16 protein-coding genes are annotated in these 19,758 nt (G+C 50.6%); 8 read left to right on the plus strand and 8 right to left on the minus strand.

Going from position 1 to position 19,758, the window contains the following annotated elements; all coding sequences use genetic code 11:
• Window positions 1–43 precede the first annotated feature (43 nt).
• Entirely contained in the window at window positions 44–310 is a 267-nt protein-coding gene (locus EUZ85_RS23035) for a late competence development ComFB family protein (RefSeq protein WP_127972341.1), read from the minus strand.
• 254 nt (window positions 311–564) lie between these two features.
• On the opposite strand from EUZ85_RS23035, the gene EUZ85_RS23040 reads away from it, so the two are divergent.
• From EUZ85_RS23040 to EUZ85_RS23055, 4 genes are all read left to right on the plus strand, one after another.
• Window positions 565–1,773 carry an acetyl-CoA C-acetyltransferase gene (locus EUZ85_RS23040; RefSeq protein ID WP_127972343.1) on the plus strand — a complete coding sequence of 403 codons (1,209 nt, stop codon included), beginning with the start codon at window positions 565–567 and terminating at the stop codon, window positions 1,771–1,773.
• Window positions 1,774–1,820: 47 nt separating this feature from the next.
• A complete protein-coding gene (locus EUZ85_RS23045) occupies window positions 1,821–3,974 on the plus strand; it encodes a 3-hydroxyacyl-CoA dehydrogenase NAD-binding domain-containing protein (RefSeq protein WP_127972345.1) in 2,154 nt (717 codons plus the stop codon).
• A gap of 479 nt (window positions 3,975–4,453) precedes the next feature.
• On the plus strand, window positions 4,454–6,586 hold the full coding sequence (locus EUZ85_RS23050) for a carboxy terminal-processing peptidase (protein WP_241566835.1): 2,133 nt from the start codon (window positions 4,454–4,456) through the stop codon (window positions 6,584–6,586).
• A gap of 102 nt (window positions 6,587–6,688) precedes the next feature.
• A complete protein-coding gene (locus EUZ85_RS23055; protein ID WP_241566836.1) occupies window positions 6,689–7,483 on the plus strand; it encodes an XRE family transcriptional regulator in 795 nt (264 codons plus the stop codon).
• Window positions 7,484–7,588: 105 nt separating this feature from the next.
• On the opposite strand, the gene tssI is transcribed toward EUZ85_RS23055, so the two are convergent.
• Window positions 7,589–9,568: a type VI secretion system tip protein VgrG gene (gene tssI, locus EUZ85_RS23060; RefSeq protein WP_127972349.1), complete on the minus strand. Its 1,980-nt coding sequence runs from the start codon at window positions 9,566–9,568 to the stop codon at window positions 7,589–7,591.
• Window positions 9,569–10,229: 661 nt separating this feature from the next.
• Between tssI and EUZ85_RS23065 the strand changes: the two genes are divergently transcribed.
• Window positions 10,230–10,469 (plus strand): hypothetical protein, encoded by a 240-nt coding sequence (locus tag EUZ85_RS23065; protein WP_127972351.1) that lies wholly within the window; start codon window positions 10,230–10,232, stop codon window positions 10,467–10,469.
• Window positions 10,470–10,523: 54 nt separating this feature from the next.
• Here the strand turns inward: EUZ85_RS23065 and EUZ85_RS23070 are convergent, their stop codons facing one another.
• Both EUZ85_RS23070 and EUZ85_RS23075 read right to left on the minus strand, forming a co-directional pair.
• Window positions 10,524–12,374: a collagenase gene (locus tag EUZ85_RS23070; protein ID WP_127972353.1), complete on the minus strand. Its 1,851-nt coding sequence runs from the start codon at window positions 12,372–12,374 to the stop codon at window positions 10,524–10,526.
• A gap of 167 nt (window positions 12,375–12,541) precedes the next feature.
• On the minus strand, window positions 12,542–13,123 hold the full coding sequence (locus tag EUZ85_RS23075; protein ID WP_127972355.1) for an NAD(P)H-dependent oxidoreductase: 582 nt from the start codon (window positions 13,121–13,123) through the stop codon (window positions 12,542–12,544).
• A gap of 252 nt (window positions 13,124–13,375) precedes the next feature.
• On the opposite strand from EUZ85_RS23075, the gene lexA reads away from it, so the two are divergent.
• A complete protein-coding gene (gene lexA / locus EUZ85_RS23080) occupies window positions 13,376–13,978 on the plus strand; it encodes a transcriptional repressor LexA (RefSeq protein WP_206617935.1) in 603 nt (200 codons plus the stop codon).
• A gap of 45 nt (window positions 13,979–14,023) precedes the next feature.
• Here the strand turns inward: lexA and EUZ85_RS23085 are convergent, their stop codons facing one another.
• Window positions 14,024–14,269, minus strand: a complete 246-nt coding sequence (locus EUZ85_RS23085) for a hypothetical protein (protein WP_127972357.1) — start codon at window positions 14,267–14,269, stop codon at window positions 14,024–14,026.
• 158 nt (window positions 14,270–14,427) lie between these two features.
• On the minus strand, window positions 14,428–14,886 hold the full coding sequence (locus EUZ85_RS23090; RefSeq protein ID WP_127972359.1) for a DUF6586 family protein: 459 nt from the start codon (window positions 14,884–14,886) through the stop codon (window positions 14,428–14,430).
• Window positions 14,887–15,268: 382 nt separating this feature from the next.
• Here EUZ85_RS23090 and EUZ85_RS23095 point away from each other — a divergent pair, with 382 nt between their 5' ends.
• Window positions 15,269–16,648 (plus strand): DUF1329 domain-containing protein, encoded by a 1,380-nt coding sequence (locus tag EUZ85_RS23095; RefSeq protein ID WP_127972361.1) that lies wholly within the window; start codon window positions 15,269–15,271, stop codon window positions 16,646–16,648.
• A gap of 115 nt (window positions 16,649–16,763) precedes the next feature.
• Here EUZ85_RS23095 and htpG read toward each other — a convergent pair whose 3' ends face one another.
• Window positions 16,764–18,689: a molecular chaperone HtpG gene (gene htpG / locus EUZ85_RS23100; RefSeq protein WP_127972363.1), complete on the minus strand. Its 1,926-nt coding sequence runs from the start codon at window positions 18,687–18,689 to the stop codon at window positions 16,764–16,766.
• Between the two features lie 171 nt (window positions 18,690–18,860).
• Between htpG and EUZ85_RS23105 the strand changes: the two genes are divergently transcribed.
• Window positions 18,861–19,046, plus strand: a complete 186-nt coding sequence (locus EUZ85_RS23105) for a hypothetical protein (RefSeq protein ID WP_011395964.1) — start codon at window positions 18,861–18,863, stop codon at window positions 19,044–19,046.
• 13 nt (window positions 19,047–19,059) lie between these two features.
• Here the strand turns inward: EUZ85_RS23105 and EUZ85_RS23110 are convergent, their stop codons facing one another.
• A complete protein-coding gene (locus EUZ85_RS23110) occupies window positions 19,060–19,755 on the minus strand; it encodes a TIGR01621 family pseudouridine synthase (protein WP_206617936.1) in 696 nt (231 codons plus the stop codon).
• Window positions 19,756–19,758 lie beyond the last annotated feature (3 nt).

Genomic DNA, 19,758 nt, shown 5'->3' on the forward strand with positions numbered 1-19,758 from the left:
GAGGGCTGCGGCAAACGCCGTAATAGCTCAACCTCAGAAATACTTAATCTCGATGTCCCTCTTTTACGTACGTGACCGCTTTGGCGACAGCGCCAACGACTTCCTCCTGCATCTTCAAGAACTCATCTGAAGAGAGGTAGAACGCCATATCCACACCGTGCCTAAAATAACGGGCGGGTAAGTGGTTTAACGCAACACACACAGCGTCGGTCAGAAAATCCTCATCAGGTTCCCGCCCTTCCATCTGCTTGGCCAGCTCCTCCAACACTAATTTTTCATAATAGTTATAAACATTGTCGAGAATAGACATAGCGCCTCCTGTTAACCCCTTTTCATCTCACACCTGCAGTTGGATAGCGGACGAACCGCCACGACTCATATTTGGCCGTCGCTCCGAATTAATAATAGACCAGACCGTTCGCCTCGCCATTACGGGCTCGCATACCTGAGCAAACTGGATGTTTTCGCCAATGGGGTTGTTTGTTCCTGTCATTTCTCCGCAAAGGCCCCTCGCATAAGGTTAATAACGTCATCAGCGTTCAATAAAACAAGAAGGTACGATTCATGAACACAGACGCTTTCATCTATGACAGTGTTCGCACGCCACGTGGTCGGGGCAAAAAAGACGGTTCCCTTTACGAAGCAAAACCCGTCAACCTGCTCGCGGGGATATTGAGCGCCCTGCAGCAACGCAACCAGCTCGACACTCAACAAGTGGACGATATTGTAATGGGATGCGTCACACCCGTCGGCGATCAAGGAGCGGACATCGCCAAAACCGCCGCCCTTGTCGCCGGCTGGAGCAATGAGGCGGCAGGCGTCACGTTGAGCCGCTTTTGTGCGTCAGGCCTGGAGGCGGTCAACCTTGCTGCAATGAAGGTCCGCTCAGGATGGGAGGATCTGGTGGTTGCCGGCGGTGTTGAATCCATGTCCCGGGTTCCTATGGGCAGCGATGGCGGCGCCTGGGCGCTGGACCCGGCGACCAATCTACGCACCCACTTTATTCCACAAGGCGTCAGCGCTGACTTGATCGCGACGATAGAAGGTTTTTCCCGCGCGCAAGTGGATGAGTTTGCAGTGAACTCTCAACGCAAAGCCTCAGAGGCGAGAAGTCAACGGCTATTCAAGCAGTCCATTGTCCCGGTGATGGATCAGAATGGCCTTATCCTTCTGGAAGAAGACGAACTGATTCGCCCGGAAACCTCACTGGAGGACCTGTCGCAATTAAAGCCGTCTTTCCAGATGATGGGAGAGATGGGGTTCGACTTTGTGCCAAAAGAGAAATATCCCTTCGTTGAGCGCATCAACCATGTGCATACCCCCGGTAACTCCTCCGGCATTGTTGACGGCGCAGCGGCGCTATTGATCGGCTCAAAGCAAAAAGGCGATCAACTGGGCCTGAAGCCCCGCGCTCGCATCGTAGCTACAGCGGTTACTGGCTCAGACCCCACAATAATGCTGACCGGACCCGCCCCCGCAACCCGTAAAGCGCTGCAAAAAGCCGGATTGTCGGTATCTGATATAGATCTGTTTGAAGTGAATGAGGCCTTCGCCGCGGTTGTCCTTAAGTTTCAGAGAGAAATGGGCGTCCCTGACGACAAGGTCAATGTGAACGGTGGAGCTATCGCCATGGGGCACCCTCTCGGCGCGACAGGCGCCATGATACTTGGTTCTTTGCTGGACGAATTGGAGCGTAGTCAACTGCGATATGGTCTGGCTACGCTCTGCGTAGGCGGCGGCATGGGCATCGCCACCATCATCGAAAGACTCTGAACAGCGCGTCAGACACTACTACCGGACAATGACAAGCGAGAAATGACATGACCGCCATACGCTACGAAAAAGACCAAGAGAACATCGTCCTTCTGACCATGGACATGCCCGGCCAAAGCGCCAATACAATGAACGCAGAGTTTCGCGAAGCTTTTCGCGAAACTCTGCAACGTCTGCAACAAGACAAAGACCATATAGCAGGCGTCATTATTACTTCCGCCAAGAAGACCTTCTTCGCCGGCGGCGACCTGAGAGAGCTGATCCAAGTAAATAAAGAACATGCCCAGGCGTTTCTGGACATGCTGACAAGCAGCATCACCCAACCCCTCCGCCAACTTGAGCTGTTGGGACGGCCAGTCGTCGCAGCGATTAATGGAACCGCCCTGGGCGGAGGCTGGGAGCTTGCGTTAGCCTGCCACGCTCGTATCGCTCTGGCGGACGAACGCATCGAGCTAGGTTTGCCGGAAGTAACCTTAGGGTTATTGCCTGGCGGTGGCGGGGTTGTCCGTCTCCCTAGATATCTGGGTCTGGAAAAAGCGCTTCCTCTTTTACTGGAAGGGAAAAAACTGTCCCCACAAAAAGCCTTATCGATGGGACTGCTGCATGAATTAGCCGAAAGCCCAGAGGAGCTTATTAACGCCGCACGAGCCTGGATAAAAGCCAACCCATCCCCCCAGCAACCTTGGGACGCAAAGGGTTATAAAATCCCCGGAGGCTCGCCCAGCAACCCCAAGGTGGCGCAGATGCTGGCGATTGCTCCCGCCATACTGAAAGCCAAGACCAAGGGTTGCTACCCCGCCCCGGAGGCCATCATGTCCGCCGCCGTAGAAGGCGCGCAGGTAGACTTCGACACCGCCCAGAAAATAGAGTCGCGCTACTTTACCTACCTCACCACCAGCCAGGTAGCGAAAAATATGATTGGAACTTTCTGGTTCCAGCTAAATGATTTAAAGGCGGGACAAAGTCGTCCGAAAGACATTCCAGCACACAAAATGAGCAAAGTCGGCGTACTGGGCGCCGGCATGATGGGCTCGGGCATCGCCTATTCCTGCGCGCAAAAAGGGCTGCAAGTCGTGCTCAAAGATGTAGAGCAAGCCTCTGCGGAAAAAGGCAAAGCCTATTCCGATAAAATTCTTGCCAAAAAGGTCAGCCAGGGACGCATGACAGAAGCCCAAAAGCAAGAAGTGCTCGACCGCATTACGCCCACCACAAACGTCAGCATGATGGAGGGTTGCGACCTCATTATTGAAGCGGTATTCGAAAACAGCGAATTGAAGGCCAAGGTGACTCAGGAAAGCGAGCCAATGTTGCGCCCAGAGGGCATCTTCGCCTCCAACACCTCAACTATTCCCATCACACAGCTCGCTCAAGCTTCCAGAGACTCAGAGAAGTTTATCGGGCTGCACTTCTTCTCCCCTGTGGATAAGATGCAGTTAGTGGAAATCATTGTAGGTGAGTCCACTTCACAAGAAACCCTGGCCAAGGCCTTCGACTTTGTTATGCAGATCGGCAAGATTCCTATCGTTGTGAACGACAGTCGGGGCTTCTTCACATCACGCGTCTTCGGCACTTTCGTCAATGAAGGCGTCGCAATGCTGGCGGAAGGCGTGCATCCCGCCGCCATCGAAAACGCCGCACAGCTTGCAGGAATGCCGGTCGGTCCGCTTGCTCTGTCAGACGAAGTCAGTCTGACCCTGATGACTCATATCAGAGATCAATCCCGCAAGGATGTTGAGGCGAGTGGAGGCAAATGGTCCCCGCACCCCGCAGAGCAAGTAATTGACGCGATGGTGAGTGAGTTTGAGCGTAAAGGTAAAGCCGCCGGGGCAGGCTTTTATGAGTATCCCCAACAGGGCGCAAAACACCTGTGGCCGCAGCTCGTTGAAAAATACACTGACATGACGATAACTCAAAACACTGAACTGCAGGAGATAAAAGACCGCTTGCTGTTTATTCAGTCGCTGGAAACCATGCGCTGTCTGGAGGAAAACGTTTTACGCTCGGTCAAGGACGCCAACATTGGCAGCATCTTCGGCTTAGGCTTCGCACCCTGGACGGGAGGCGCCATCCAATACGCCAACCAATACGGCTTACGCCAGTTTGTCGAACGCGCCAATTATCTTCGCAATCGCCATGGAGAACGCTTCGCGCCTCCCGCATTCCTGGTATCACTAGCAGAGAAAGGCGCTATTTTCGAATAGCGCCCACTCAACTCTAAATGCAATATATTGCCGCACCTGCCAGCGAAGCCCGATTTTCGCTGGCAGGTGCATATTATCGTTTGGGGAAACACACAGCCATAGCCGCCCTTCCCTGTACTTATCAAAAAAGCGCCACATTCTTACTTTTCTACCCATTCGCCTTCTGCATCACCGCGTCTAGCGCCTATCCTGAGCGCCTCTTCACACCTTGGGCAATTAGCGGCCATTATGAATAGATTGTCATTTGCTTTTTTGCAACCCAGCATTAACTCTAGAAACTAGGTGAGTGTAAAGCTTCATCGGCATTTCCAGCAGATGCAGACTGAATTCGCTTTTGATTGTCCGTTATTGCAAAGGCTTACAATTGGTGATGAATAGATACTAGTTGGAACTTCGTATCTGGCCTACAATCAAAGTGTTAATACTGTATAAAAGCTGTGGAGTATTTATACCCTTGCACAATTATCCCGGATTTAGTCGTGAATAAGTTTAAACATATGTTTTTGTTACAACGCCGCAGTCTATACGCTGTCCTGTTTACCTCCCTGTGCTCACTGGCGCTGGCTGGCAACGCCGCCGTCGCTTCTGGAGCCAAGACGGAAAACCCGGACTATCTCAACCTGTCCCCCACCGCGGACCAGGAAAAAGCCAGCAGGGATATCGCCAGACAACTGCAGTACGCTCACTACCGCAGCCTGAAAATAGATGGCGAAGTATCCTCAGAGGTGTTGGATAACTACATAAAATATCTCGACCCACAGCGCATCTACTTCACCCAAAGCGATATCGATGAGTTTGAAAACTACCGATATCGACTTGATGGAGCCATTAAATCCGGTCAGCTTGATCCCGCTTTTCGCATCTACAATCGCTTCCAGTCACGCATTGTAGGTCGCTTGGGCTACATTACAGGCTTGCTCGACACCGGCGTCGATAAACTGGATTTCAAAAAAGACGAGGAAATCCTCATCGACAGAGAGGAAGCGCCCTGGGCGAAGACCGAGGGAGAGCTTGATACCCTCTGGCGTAAGCGTTTGAAGAGCGCCATATTGAGTCAACGTTTGCTGGGCAAGACCGACGAAGACATCAGCAACGGCCTGCGTAAGCGTTACGAAAGTCAGTTGAGCCGCATCAAGCAGTCCCGCTCAGAAGACGTATTTCAGGCGTATATGAATGCGCTGACCAATATTTACGACCCTCATACCCAATATTTTTCGCCTCGCAACTCCGAAAACTTCAATATAAATATGTCCCTATCGCTGGAAGGCATAGGCGCTGTATTGCAATCGGATAACGAGCACACCAAGGTCGTCAGATTAGTGCCGGCGGGCCCTGCTGATAAGAACGGCAAGCTCAAGCCTGCTGACCGTATTGTTGGCGTCGGCCAGGGCGACAAAGGCGAAATCGTCGATGTCGTGGGATGGCGTTTAGAGGAAGTGGTGGACCTGATCCGCGGTCCTAAAAAGTCTGTGGTAAGGCTGGAAGTTATTCCCGCCACCGCCAGTAACGACTCAGAAACCCGTATTATCAACATCGTACGGGATAAAGTGGATCTGGAAGATCAATCCGCTCAAAAGCACGTCCTTAACATCAACCGTGGCGGGCGCGAATACAAGTTAGGCGTGATCGATATCCCAACCTTCTACGCCGATTTCCGTGCGATGCAGGCAGGCGATCCGAACTATCGCAGCACCACGCGTGACGTAAACAAGCTCCTGAATGAGCTGAAAGCCGAGGGTATTGACGGTCTGATCATTGACCTGCGCGATAACGGCGGCGGGGCATTGCAGGAAGCTATTCAGTTGACTGGCCTCTTTATTCAGGAAGGCCCAACGGTGCAGGTGCGTACTGCGGACAACCGCGTACGTGTTTACGACGACCCTGATGAACAAATCGCTTACACCGGCCCTCTTGCAGTCATGGTTAACCGCATGAGCGCTTCCGCTTCCGAGATTTTCGCAGCGGCCATTCAGGATTACGGACGCGGCGTTATCATTGGCGAGCAGACCTTCGGTAAAGGAACCGTCCAATCCGTACGCGGCCTCAGCCATGGCCAACTGAAAATCACTGAAGCCAAGTTCTACCGTATTTCAGGGGGCAGCACTCAGCACAAAGGCGTCACTCCAGATGTCGTCATTCCATCCGCTATCGACAAAAGCGAGATCGGAGAAGATGCGTTACCTCAGGCCTTGCCCTGGGACCATATCGATGCTGTCGCACACCGCAGATATGGCAACTTTAGTCCGCTGATTTCAGATTTAGCGAAAAACCATGATACCCGCATGGAGAAAAACGCCGAGTATCAGGCTTTGCTGCAAGAAATCGACTTCTTAAAAGAAACCAAAGCGCAAAAGACCATCTCCCTGCGTGAAGATATCCGTAAACAGGAACTGAAAAAGCTGCAAGATCGTGAACTGGCTTACGTCAACCTGAAGCGCGCGGCCAAGAAAGAAACTCAGTTTAAAAATTACAAAGAGTACGAGACGTATCAGGAAGAGCAATCGGCGCAAGCGCCCGCGAAGAAAGATCTCGATTTTGTAGCGCGTGAGACCGGCGAAATTCTGGTGGACGTGCTAACCATGCAACAGCAAATCGCGGATTCTAAAAGCTAATCCCATCCTGACGTTAGCAGAGCCGGCTTCTGCTAACGTCATTGACTTCATTCACTTTTTAATCGACAGTGCAACAAGAAATTCATCGTTGCAGGTCATCTTATGTCTGGAGACATTCCCAAGAAGTCCAACGCTCCATCAGCCAGGACAGACGCCAAGGACAGCGCCTCAATGCCTGCAACGCACAAGTCTTCAACAAAAGCCAAAACCGCTGCCGCCAAAGGCGATGAAAGCGGCTGGTTTAACCGCATCAGCGAGTTCACCTCCTCCGCTCTGAAAATCGCCAAGTTAACCACCGATAGCTCTATTCGCGTCGGCAAAACCATCCTGAAAAATCAGGACCAGTTGAAACTTATGGCCGCCGCCGGGCAGTCTCTGAAAGACTTGCGTGAAGTTGCAGGACTCACGATCCATGAGCTCAGTGACTCCTTGAGCCTCAAAGACAAAAGCCTGTGGGAGGCTGTCGAAAACGGTACGGCGACTATTTCATTCGAACTCATTCTTCGCTTGGCGGCTCTACTGGCCCGCAATGATCCCGTCCCCTTTATCCTCAAATACACGCGCACCTATAACCCAGAGTTGTGGCGCATCCTGAATGACTGGGGGCTCGGGCGACTTCCGCTTCAGTATGAGCGTGAGCGCAAGTTTATAAACATTTATCGCCGCCATGATGCAGCGCGTCAGCTATCCGATGAAGGTTTTGACAAGGTGCTGGAGTTTACTCAAAAGGCATTTGAAATGGGCCTGCACTTTGTCGCCGAAAACGAGCATCTCAGCAAACCGAATAAAGACGCCAGACAGACGGAGAAATCAACGTCGGAAGAGCCACGTTCTCCTCACAACGAAAAGACAACTACAACCAAGCCCTCTGGCGAGCCTAAGTCAGAAAAAGAATAAGGGGGGGAGATCAGCCGCGTATATCGGGGAGATATAAGGCTCAAAAAAATCGCGCCCCTATAAGGAGCGCGATCATGAACAGAACAAATACAGAAGATTACCGGATTAGTTTTCCTTGATCTGGCTACCTTTCATGGTAATCACGCCCGAGGCTTTGGTATTTATCTTATTGCCGTTAATAGTGATATCGCCATTCTTTTTCATGGTGATGCTGGCTTTACCCACCTGCAGAGTAATCTCATCCTTAGCCGTGATTTGAACGCTCTTGGCGTCAACAGAGTACTCTTTGGTAATGGACTCCGTGTGCTTGCCTTTAATCGACTCAGTACGATCCTTACCAATCTCCACTGTTACATTTTTGCCGACATTCAGCGATGAATTCTCGCCGATGACTTCATCTTTGTTTTTACCAATATCAATACTTTGATTTTCGCCAACAGTCAGACTGTCGTTTTTACCAATATTGATAGTACGATTTTCACCGACTTCCTCAGTCTGATTCTTAACAACACTGATGGACTGGTTATTACCGACGCTTTCTGTGTCGTCGTTTTCAACTGTAATGTCTCTGTCTTTTTGCGCGTGGACACGAATCAGCTCTTCGCCCTTTTCGTCGATGAGCATAATTTCGTTATAGTCTTCTGTCCCTCCGCCCTTGGAAGAACGAGATTTAACGCCAGTATGGGTCTTTTTCGCCGGCAATTCGTAGGGAGGCATTTGCTCCGCATTGTATACGCTCCCGATAATCAGAGGACGGTCTGGATCTCCCTCCAGGAAAGAAATCACCACTTCTTGTCCGATTCTCGGAATATACTGCGCGCCCCAGTTTTTACCGCTCCATATCTGCGCAACACGAATCCAGCAGGAACTCTTGTCGTCTTTCTTGCCCAAGCGATCCCAATAAAACTGAACTTTAATTCGACCAAACTCATCCGTATAAATCTCATCCGCTGACGGACCGACCACCAATGCCGTTTGCGTACCACTTATTACGGGCTTTGGCGTCTTCAGAGTTGGACGCATAATGGTTGTGCTGGGAGCACATTGAAATGAGTTGGAGTAATGCGGCGCAGACTCAACGCCAGCTCGATAGCTCCCCTCTTCTGCGTTATGCGTCACGCTAGCGACAACATACTTCTCTTTGCTTTCCTTCGAGTCAGGATGGACCCCTACCGTGAAGATATAGCCCGAACACATCGAAGGATAATTGCTTTCCGCATTGACCAGTGAATAGCCGCTCTCCAATGTTTCCATACGGGTCTTGGCGTAACCATCGCCTTCCCCTTTCTGAGCGTACTCCCCAGGGTAATCATAAACTTCAAACTTACTGATATTAGGCAGCTTGACCTTAGTACCCTGAAAAACCGCCAAACTGGTGGCTGGGGTTTCGAAGTTATAATCCGTCAGAGAAACTTTTCCGCTGACAAGCTGGTACGCATGCTCCCAGCTGCTGATTTTGAATTTGGTGTGAGCGCCGTCGGTGACATCCAAAGATGACTCGGATACTGATTCATATCCTTTGGCGTTATCACTAAGCACCAGCGTATGTTTGCCTTCTTCGTGCTGGAAGTAGTAATAGATCCCCTCTTCCTCCAACAAGCGTGAGACGAAGTCGAAATCGCTCTCACGATATTGCACGCAGTAAACCCGGTTTTCATATGTTTTTTGCAAGCGCCAGCTAACATCGGAAAAACCTAATTCACTAAAGACTTTATCAATAATTTTTTGAACGGTCAGTTCCTGAAAGATCCGGCAATCGCGGCGATACTTGAGCAGGGAAAACCAAGGAACCATCTTGAGCCTGTACTCTCTATAATGGTTCTCTTCAATCTGGTGTGCGGACATCTGTGTTACGATGCCCGAAAAGTGTCTGGGTTTACTAGGGTCCGCATGCACGCTGATGGTAACTTCTTTACCAACGATAGCGTTTGGATCAATGTTGTAATCTGTACTCCAGACCGTCGCTGTCGTTTCAAACGGCTCTGACAGGCATTCCGTTACCTTGAGTTTTTTCATTACAAGCACATCCGCCCCTAACGGAGACTTAATCGTCAGGAGCTGTTTATCTTGCTTCGGTCCCGCCATGGTCTAACCCTTCCATCAGCATGATTAATTTTTGTCGCCTCATTTTGATTGATTAGAGGCCAAGTTCAAATTCGGTTTTCTGCAATTCTATATGACCGTCGCCTATCTTGCATAAATCAAGGGCCGATCACTTATCAACCATTACAAACAGAGCGTCAAAACTAACTGAAAGCCGTCAGTAATACCTTATTTTTTACGGATTTTTGGACACTGACTTTTTGTGAAAAGGCTTAAACAGATGATATGAAATGGAGAAGCATCAAGAAAGTTCATCCCTCTGCGCCCTGACTATTTCCAAGCCAAAGAGCCCTGACCCCGCACTGATTTCCAAGGTAACAACTACAACGACATATTTAGCACTCAACACCTGAATGCTGGACGCCCTGCGCTAAAAACCTCATAGATTCTATCTCATCGGAGATGATGCCTACACCAGCCATAGGGATGAGACTCTGCGGCTACAATTCAACGCCCAATAAGCAATTGAAAGTCAGCGCTCAACATAAGGCCAAGCGGATAGATAAAGTTTCGTCCAATCACCAAAAGGGACTAGACCATACCCCCTCTTGCCCCGTCATAACAAGACAAATACCATTTCCTTCCAAAAACACAATTGCACTAGCCCTTAGGGCATCATTGAACACAGGTTTAAGGAGTAACAGTGAATCAGACGTCCCCTTCGCAGAAGGTCGTTAACGACTTATTCCGCATCGCGGAATTGCTGCGCTATACCGAACAGATAACCCCTTACGGGTACGCTTGGCTGATGGAGTTCTGCGCAAGTGTAGAAGCCAAAGAGGATGAGCAACAGTTTGACGCAGCCATCTCCTCAATTCAGCCAATGACCGATATCGCCCCAGAGCCTTCTACAACCGCTCAGTTATCCCGCCGAAACGGCTGACGAAACTACAAGCACGGATTTATTAATCAATACGCCAGGGATTTGGCTTTTACTTTAAACGCCAGAGGCGACCTGCAGTTCCTTTTTGATCGCCGCCATCCACTTCGCAAAATCCGCATCCAAGAATTTCGCCTCATCTTTCAACCAGTCCTGGTAGTCCTCGTAACGTCCATGCCGGAACCACTTCGCTAATCGTTCAACATCATCTGGACGTTGTTCAAACATGTACCGCACCGCCCAATATCCCCAATGATAAATGCGTGACTCATCGCTCTTGTAGTTAGAGTGTATGATATCCGAGAAACGCACCATTTCTGACAAAGCCGCTTCTTCTGCATCTGGATAATGATCCTGTAAGGCAATGTATTCGGCGACGCCTTCGGCCCACCAAACATTATCTTCAACGTACTCCGACTCCAAACCATACATGGTGAATCGCCCGTCCAGATAATGCACAAACTCATGATCCAGATTCAGTATCTGATGAGAGTCTGAGACCTCTTCTGACTGGTAAGCCAGCACCCGCGCCTGGTTAGCCTCATCAAAAGGATCGCCCTCATAGAAAACGCCGCCTGCAGTCACCGCGTCGGAATCAAACAAAAGCCAGCCCAGATCGACGAATGTGTCTGAATCTTTAAATATAACCATTTCCAGAGAGTCATTCTGATCGTCAGCAACGGGCTCCCTATCACTGTTCAGCATCTGGTGAAAGATATCTTCACGTCGAGACAAAGCCTCACAGGCTGAGTCAAATTGCTCCTCTGTCATGGTTTGAGCCCTTATTCTGACCGTCCCGCCACACATGCGCTCCCGGCGCAAAATAACGGTCTCGACGCGCTTTCTAAAGTCGCAGGCATTGTACAGCCTGCAGTTCGACTTATCGTAGTAATCCACAGAGCCAGCCAGAATGCTCCACACATTCGCTGTATCACGACTCAGGTCATACCTGTTAATCAGATTACGTATGAAGTGGCCTGTATCATCCTTTATCGTTTTATACTGCAGAAAGCGCCCAAGCTCTTTGACGGCATTCATCAATAGATACTCCCGGCTCCCTACTAACCACGAATCTTTATTAACAATGAAGCGATAGAGCGCATTAGGAAACTGTGGATCATGAGAGGCAATGTCAATAAAGGCGTCATTGTCATGGCCTTTGTAGTAGATATTGAAAAGCTCGTTTAATGCCGAATCATAACGCCCATTGGCGTCGGTCAGCCTGCCCAGTTTCTCTAACCAGGCGACCGAGTCATTGACAACCGTTCCCTGATTATCAGAACTGTTTACCAGCTTTAAAGACAACACGGCCAATCGCGCGCCATCTGCTCCAATAACACCGTGCAGAGCATTATTGGTGACTTGAACGACGGCTACCGCAACCTGTTTCTGCAACGCCTTTCCATATAGCTTCATCTTACGCGAGCGGTTTCTCTCTAATACATACCCCGCATGTAAGTATTGAATGAGGTTCGTCAGTTCATAGAAGTTGTCGTCTTGAAAATAAGATGATCCTGAAATGGCCGCTTGCGTCACGGCGGACATGTTAGCTTCTGAGAATACACCGGGAAGAGTTTGTTCCTCCAAGAAGACCATGTCCCTCACACAGTCATGATCCATTCCCCATATAGCGAGAACAAACTCGTCACCTGAGAGCCCCGAAAGACCATCCAAATAGCAGTCAGACTTGCCCTCTTCCTCGTAGTAAGGTTCGTCCTCTTTTGCTCGACTGTACGCCGGTAGCGGCGGGGGCAATTCTGATAACTTTTCCGGCTGCTCCGAGTTGTGTCGAAAATACTTAAAAAACTCTCCACCGCCCTTCGACCATGTCATTGCGCTGACAGTGAGAATAAGAAAGACAACGCCAACCACAAAGGGGGCTCTATACCATCTGTTCGCTGGCGTCATTACGATTCCTGAAGAGATTTACAACTGATAGAAAGAGTACGCTGCGGATTATGAACTTTACCGTGCGGGCCATGAAGATATACCGATAGGGGTTATCGGTCTGTCTAAGAAAAGCATCAAATTGTATCAAAGTCGCCAAGCAGATAAGGCAAAAACTAAAACAAAGGCTATATCGCCCTACCCCCATACCCGCGCATTCTATCCAGCCACTGTTTTCGGGGCCGCGAATCAGAATCCTCCACTGCGCCAATCAGCGACGTTTGAATCGGCGAAACGCCACAAATACCCAGGATATTACGTTTTAGACTTTTTAGACTATGCGCGCGGTAAAACCAGCGATAGATAAACGCAGGCATCCACATGGTTACGACTATACGCGCTCTGCGCCCTTTCAGTAGCCGTTTGGGCCACTTATCGCCACCGCTTACAGCAAAACCCGGTCGCAGCGTCTGCTCCAGAAATGCTTTTAATACCGCTGGAAGATCCCCCATCCACAGCGGATAAACAATAAATAGACATTCAGCCCATTGGATTTCTTTCTGCGCAGCGATAATCGATTCCGGTGGCGGCTGTTCTTCAAACTCCTGTTTTGAACGCAACCAGGGAAAACTCATTGTCGCCACCGCCAGTCTACGCACCTCATGCCCCGCCGCCTCCGCGCCGTCTGCATACGCGTCAGCCAAGGAGTGACAATACCGGCCTCCCCGTGGATCAGGGTGTCCCTGAATAATCAAAATGCGCGATCCCATAGGCTGCTCCCTGAGAGACTATTCATCTATGTATATTTTTCTCGATATACCAAGACAGGCATTTGTTGCTGGTCAATATTCAACAGCTTACTTGTTAAGTGGTCCGCTATTGGAGTTTTCATCTTAAACCTCAGTCACTTAGACATTTTTTCTTTACTTGCCCAGACCATTACTGTATACATAAACAGACATGGATAAACATATAGTGTACACAGAATTTTATCAGATCTTTTAAGGTCGCCGGAGGGTGGAGTGATTAAGCTAACCAAGCGCCAGGAGCAGGTTTTACAACTGATTCGCGAGCATATAGAGGAAACGGGTTATCCACCTACCCGGGCGGAAATTTCCAATCGTCTGGGGTTTCGCTCCGCAAACGCTGCGGAAGAGCACCTGAAAGCCCTGGCGAAGAAAGGCGCTATAGAGATGGTGCCCGGCGCCTCCCGCGGCATCAGGCTGCCAGCGACGGAAACGCAAAATCAGGGGATTCCAATTGTCGGTCAGGTTGCAGCGGGCCATCCCATTCTGGCCCAGGAAAATATTGAAGAGTATTGCGAACTGCCCCCATCCTTCTTTACTCCTTCCGCCGATTATTTTCTTCGTGTCAAAGGCATGAGCATGAAGGACGTGGGAATACTCGACGGTGATTTACTGGCGGTGCATCGCACGACCGATATCCACAACGGACAAATTGTGGTTGCGCGCATTGGCGATGAAGTGACCGTAAAGCGCTTTCAGCGTCAAAAAAACAAAGTGCTTTTATTGCCGGAAAACGAAGAGTTTGAGCCAATTGAAGTGAATCTGTCGCAACAGCCGTTGGACATCGAAGGACTGGGCGTCGGCGTTATTCGCCGCTAACCGGGAACGAAGCGCCGACTGCCCTTACGCGGGCAGCCGGGGCCTTTAATGTACGGTTTTCGGCTTTTCTTCCTCCTCAGACTGACGAATCGCCTCTTCCCGCATATCTCCTACCAGCTTAATCGCCGCATTAATCATTGCATGCGCAACAGCTGCGTCATTTTCCGCCAAATATGCCTTGGCTTCCTGACCGAAGCTGATTTTCACCAAATGTTCGCTTCCGCCTCCCATGGGTTGCAAAGCGAAATCGCCATTCGGCAATTGAACAATTTCAAAGAAGCTTGATGCCATTTTCAAATCTCCTACTCGTAAGTTCTCACTGACATGTTTTCTATCGCCCCAACACCCGGGAGTGAACAAATCAGAAAACTAGCCACAGGCGCCTCATTCATTTTCCTAAGCTGTTATCAGTCGAGGCCTGAGAGGGTTTCTTTCATTCAAGCTTACCTCTACCACTCAAAACTGTGCTCTCTCATCTCGTTGATGAACGCCTGCATGGACTCAAGCATCACTGCTAACTCCATTGCATATGGAGCTGACGTGGCGGCGATAATATTTTCATTCTGCGGCGTTTCATTTTTTCGGGGCCGAGATATTTCCCCAAATTGTTTCAGCAATTGAGCTAGCCAGGAATCGGATTGCGCCGCCGCCAGCTTCATGCTGATCACTTCTGGCGATTCAACCTCCAACTGGCCTTCCAAGTCAGCAAGCGTCTCAACCTTAACTTTGATGCGTCGCTGCTCCGCAAGTTCGTTCAAGAAGCCGACATACGCCTGCTGTAGAAAACGCAAAGCCGCCCGACTGGCGCATTGCTTTTCCGCCACCGTTGAGGATGTATCCTTCCACTGCAACTGCAGCTTGGCGAAAAACAGGTTTTCATTAACATAAGTCAGCCACTTATCGGACATACCTTAACTCATCAACAATTGCTCTTTGTTAGTGTATAGGTTTTTAACCATAAGTTCTTTAATAAAAAATTCCTCTCCGGACTATTTCCTGAGGCGCAATTCCGATTCGTTTAGGCGCATAAATTTCCTACCATTGCCACCTCATCCGACTCAGGTTTCCGCGAAAATGGCGACAAACTATCAGCAGCCCCTTTCTCATAGCTTAGCACCCGAACCCCAGGCTCGCCCCTTACACAAGTTAACGTTCAGCAGCAACCCGCCATAAACGCTAACAAAGGCGCTAGTGAGAAAACTAGAATAATATTTTAGACTGCTATAATTTTGTCCAGGGAGAGAAAGTAAGGGAACTGTCTGTTACTTCTAGAAAGAGAGTGAGAAAGACATGGCTTATAGCCGTAACGCAAGAAAAAATATAAATAACGCACTGGTATTACTCGTATTTTCACTAATCGCGCAAAACGCCCCAGCTAAGGCGCCGCCGGATCAGGTGGCGCGCTTGGACCGGGATCTCACGCCACTCGGCGCCGAGAGGGCCGGCAGCGAAGGGGGTGAAGTACCCTCTTGGGATGGAGGCATTAAGCAACCGCCTGCGAACTACAATCCAGATAAATGGCATGCCGACCCTTTTGATGCGGACTTTCCACGTTTCATTATCAACGCCGGCAATGCACAGGATTATTCAGACAAACTGACCGAAGGCCACAAGGCTCTGCTGCAGAAGTATCCAAGCGATTACATTCTGAAAGTATATCCCAGCCGCCGCAGCGCCTCTTACCCTGACCACGTCTACGCCGCTCTGAAGCAAAACGCCGCCAAGGCGGAACTAATGCCTCGCGGCACGGGCGTTAAGGGCTCTTTGATCACCAGTCCATTTCCTATCCCAAATCAAGGAGTGGAGATTATCTGGAACCATATCCTGCGCTACCGGGGTGAAGAGGCGGCATTTCGTTCTTCGTTCGCGGCCACGCTTCCAGACGGTTCTTACACGCCGGTGACAACCGACTATGAGTATTTCTTTGTGTATGCTCAGCAGCACAATCGGCCGGAAGACATCGACAACAAAATCTTCTACCTCAAAACGGAGGTAGTCGCTCCCGCCAAGCTCGCAGGAACCATGAATCTGGTGCATGAGACGCTGGATCAAATTCGCTCTCCCAGACAGTCCTGGCGTTACCAAGCCGGTGAACGTCGCCTGCGGCGCTCCCCCAACCTGGCCTATGACGCTGAGGCCCCAAATAGCGAAGGGCTGCGCACTACTGACCAAATTGATATGTACAACGGTGCGCCGGACCAATATGAATGGACGCTGATCGCCAAGAAGATCATGTATGTGCCTTACAACGCTTACCAGTTGCACTCCAGCAACTTGCGCATGAACGACATCGTGCGTCCCGGCCACATCAACCAGGAACATGCTCGCTACGAAGCACACCGGGTGTGGGTGGTGGAAGGCATCCTGCGCGAAGGACTGGGCCACATCTATCACAAGCGCCGCATGTACTTCGACGAGGACTCCTGGCAACTGCTGGTTGCGGAGGATTATGACGATAAAGGCCAGCTATGGCGCGTATCGGAGGCCCACTTGGTGAATTACTACGAGGTGAAAGCCCCCTGGACCACACTGGAGGTTATTTACGACCTGAAGTCAGGGCGTTATTTCGTCGACGGTTTGGATAACGAAGAAAGACCTCGCGACTTTGCGCCCGGACTGAGAGATAGCGACTTCTCAACTTCCGCCGTACGCCGCGCCGCCAGACGCTAATCGTTTTCCATTAGACACCTGTAGCCCATCTTTCTCCCACAAAAAAGGCCGCTGATTAAAGCGGCCTTTTTATTACTGCTGTCCGTGCTGAACAGAGTTGACAGCTACACGAGGCTTAGCCCGCGTTAGAAAGCTCAAGCAGCAGTTTATTCAGACGGCTTACGTAGCCAGCGGGATCTTTCAGGTTCTCGCCGCCAGCCAATCGCGCCTGATCAAACAACACCCAGGTCAGATCTTCGAAGCGCGCGCCCTGTTCTTCACCCAGCTTTTTCACCAGGGGATGCTCAGGGTTGATCTCAAAGGTCGGTTTGTTCTCGGGTAACGCCTGGCCCGCCGCTTCCATGATGCGGCGCATTTGCACGCCCATGTCATAAGCGCCGACCACCAGACAGGCGGGAGAGTCGGTCAAGCGGTGAGTCACACGCACTTCTTCCACGTGATCTTTCAACACTTCCTTCAAGCGATTCAGCAAAGGCTCCGCCTCTTTGGAAACCTCTTCCTGCTTCTGCTTCTCTTCTTTGTCTTCCACTTCGCCCAGGTCCAGTTCACCTTTGGCGATATCCTGGAAGTGCTTGCCGTCAAACTCGTTGAGATGGCTCATCAACCACTCGTCAATGCGGTCATGCATCACGAGCACTTCAATGCCCTTCTTGCGGAAAATCTCCAGATGCGGGCTCTTCACGCCAGCGCTGTATGACTCGGCAGTGATGTAATAGATCTTATCCTGCCCCTGTTTCATGCGGCTGACATAGTCTTCCAAAGACTGAGTCTGTTTATCGTCGTCCTGGTGTGTGCTGGAGAAGCGCATCAACTTGGCGATTTTCTCGCGGTTGGCGAAGTCTTCAGCCGGACCTTCTTTCAATACTCGGCCAAACTCATCCCAGAAGGACTGGTATTTTTCCGCATCGTCAGCGGCCAGTTTGGACAGCATGTCCAACACGCGCTTGGTCAGCGCGGAGCGCATGCTTTCCACTGCCTTATCATTCTGCAGAATTTCCCGCGATACGTTCAGGGACAGGTCGTTGGAGTCCACGACGCCCTTCACGAAACGCAGGTACAGCGGCAGGAACTGCTCGGCGTCATCCATGATGAAGACGCGCTGGATATATAGCTTCAGACCACGTGGCGCTTCGCGATTCCACAAGTCATAGGGCGCTTTAGCGGGAACATACAGCAGACTGGTGTAGTCCAGCTTGCCTTCCACACGATTATGCGCCCACAGCAATGGGTCACTGAAGTCGTGAGCAATGTGTTTGTAGAACTCTTTATAGTCTTCGTCTTTAATCTCGTTACGGGGCAAGGTCCAGAGAGCAGTCGCTTCGTTCACCGATTCGAATTCAGGCGCAGATTCCGCTTTCTCTTTGCCTTCTTCCTCTTCCCCTACGTCCATATTTTCTTTGATCATTTCAACCGGGAAGGAAATATGGTCAGAGTATTTTTTCACCAGACTACGCAAGCGCCAGCCGTTGGCGAACTCTTTCTCTTCTTCTTTCAAGTGCAACACAATGCGCGTGCCGCGTTCTTCTTTGGTTACAGTTTCAATGGAGAAATCGCCTTCCCCTCTGGACTCCCAACGCACCCCTTCTTCAGGTTTCATGCCTGCGCGGCGGGTAAAAACTTCCACCTTGTCGGCGACGATAAAGGCGCTATAGAAGCCCACGCCGAACTGCCCGATCAAACGTGAGTCCTGTTTTTGGTCGCCAGTCAGGCTGGAAAGAAATTCCGCCGTACCGGATTTGGCGATGGTGCCCAGGTTCGTCACCACTTCATCACGGTTCATGCCGATACCGTTGTCTGATAAAGTGATGGTCTGCGCTTTCTCATCAAACTCCAGACGAATTTTGAGGTCGTTGTCGCCTTCGTAAAGGTCTTCTTTGCTCAACGCCTGAAAGCGTAACTTATCCAAGGCGTCCGACGCGTTGGATACCAATTCGCGAAGGAATATTTCCTTGTTGCTGTAGAGCGAGTGAATCATCAGGTGAAGCAATTGCTTCACTTCAGCCTGAAAGCCTAAGGTTTGCTTTTCTGTTGCAGTCGTCATCGGTCGACAAACTCCTGGCGTAAGTCCGTATCGGAAACAAGTGAAATAATATTGATTGCAGGCCGGCGATTTATCCGGCGCTTGTGGCCAGAAAGTGGGGGCGAATATGGATATTTCAACCGTTTCGGAGCTATGCTCACATTTTCAAGGCTAACAAATGCGAGAAACCCCGTGGGAGATGTCATTCCATTCAAAAGGCCGTCCCTGAAGAAGAAAGCCAAAGGTAAAACCCTGTGCCGCAACGGCTTTCATAAATGGGAGGTCAGTAAGGAAAAGCAATTCGACGTAAAATCAGGCAAGCTGGTGACGGTATACCGTTGCGCCCGCTGCGGCGAACAGAAAGTGCTGGCGTTGTAGCGGCGCCGAAATTTCAGCGCCCCGGCCAGGGTAAATCCCAAGGAGACTCCCACCCCTCTTCCAATAAGCCGCGCATCGCCTCAGACACAAACAACTCCCCAATCTGCGGTGGACGGATAATCGCCAAGCGTTCCCCTTTATAGCTGAAACGCATGCCATAAGCGTGCAAGTATGTGCGGTCAAAATCTCTGGCCGCCTTTCCCGCATATAATTCGTCCCCGGCGATGGGCGCCGAGATACTTTTCAACGCAACGCGAATCTGATGTGTTTTCCCTGTTAATGGGCGCACGATAAACGCCCTGACGCCGGGCATTAGGGTGTGGCTGAAGAATTGGGTGACGGCGGGATTTTCGCGTCCCGGGGTTAGCTTCCAAGCGCCCGCGCGCGCTTTTTCCATATCGCCGATGATTTTACCCTGCTTTTTTTGCGGCTTTTGCCCAGACAGGGCTAAGTAAAATTTCTCAACCTGGCGGGCGCTGAACTGCTCGGTCAATTCGCGAGCTAACGCTGGCGTTTTCGGCAGCAATAATAATCCGGACGTTACTTTATCAAGGCGATGCACAGGATATACGCGGGCGCCTATAGCGTCCGCCACATTGGAGCACAGGCCACGCACACCGTCCTCATCATGAAAAGATGTTCCTGGCGCTTTATCAACGACCAGTAAGTCATCGTAATCGGCGACTATTTGAAAAGAGGATGCATTCACCGT

Source organism: Hahella sp. KA22 (assembly GCF_004135205.1).
Lineage (GTDB): Bacteria > Pseudomonadota > Gammaproteobacteria > Pseudomonadales > Oleiphilaceae > Hahella.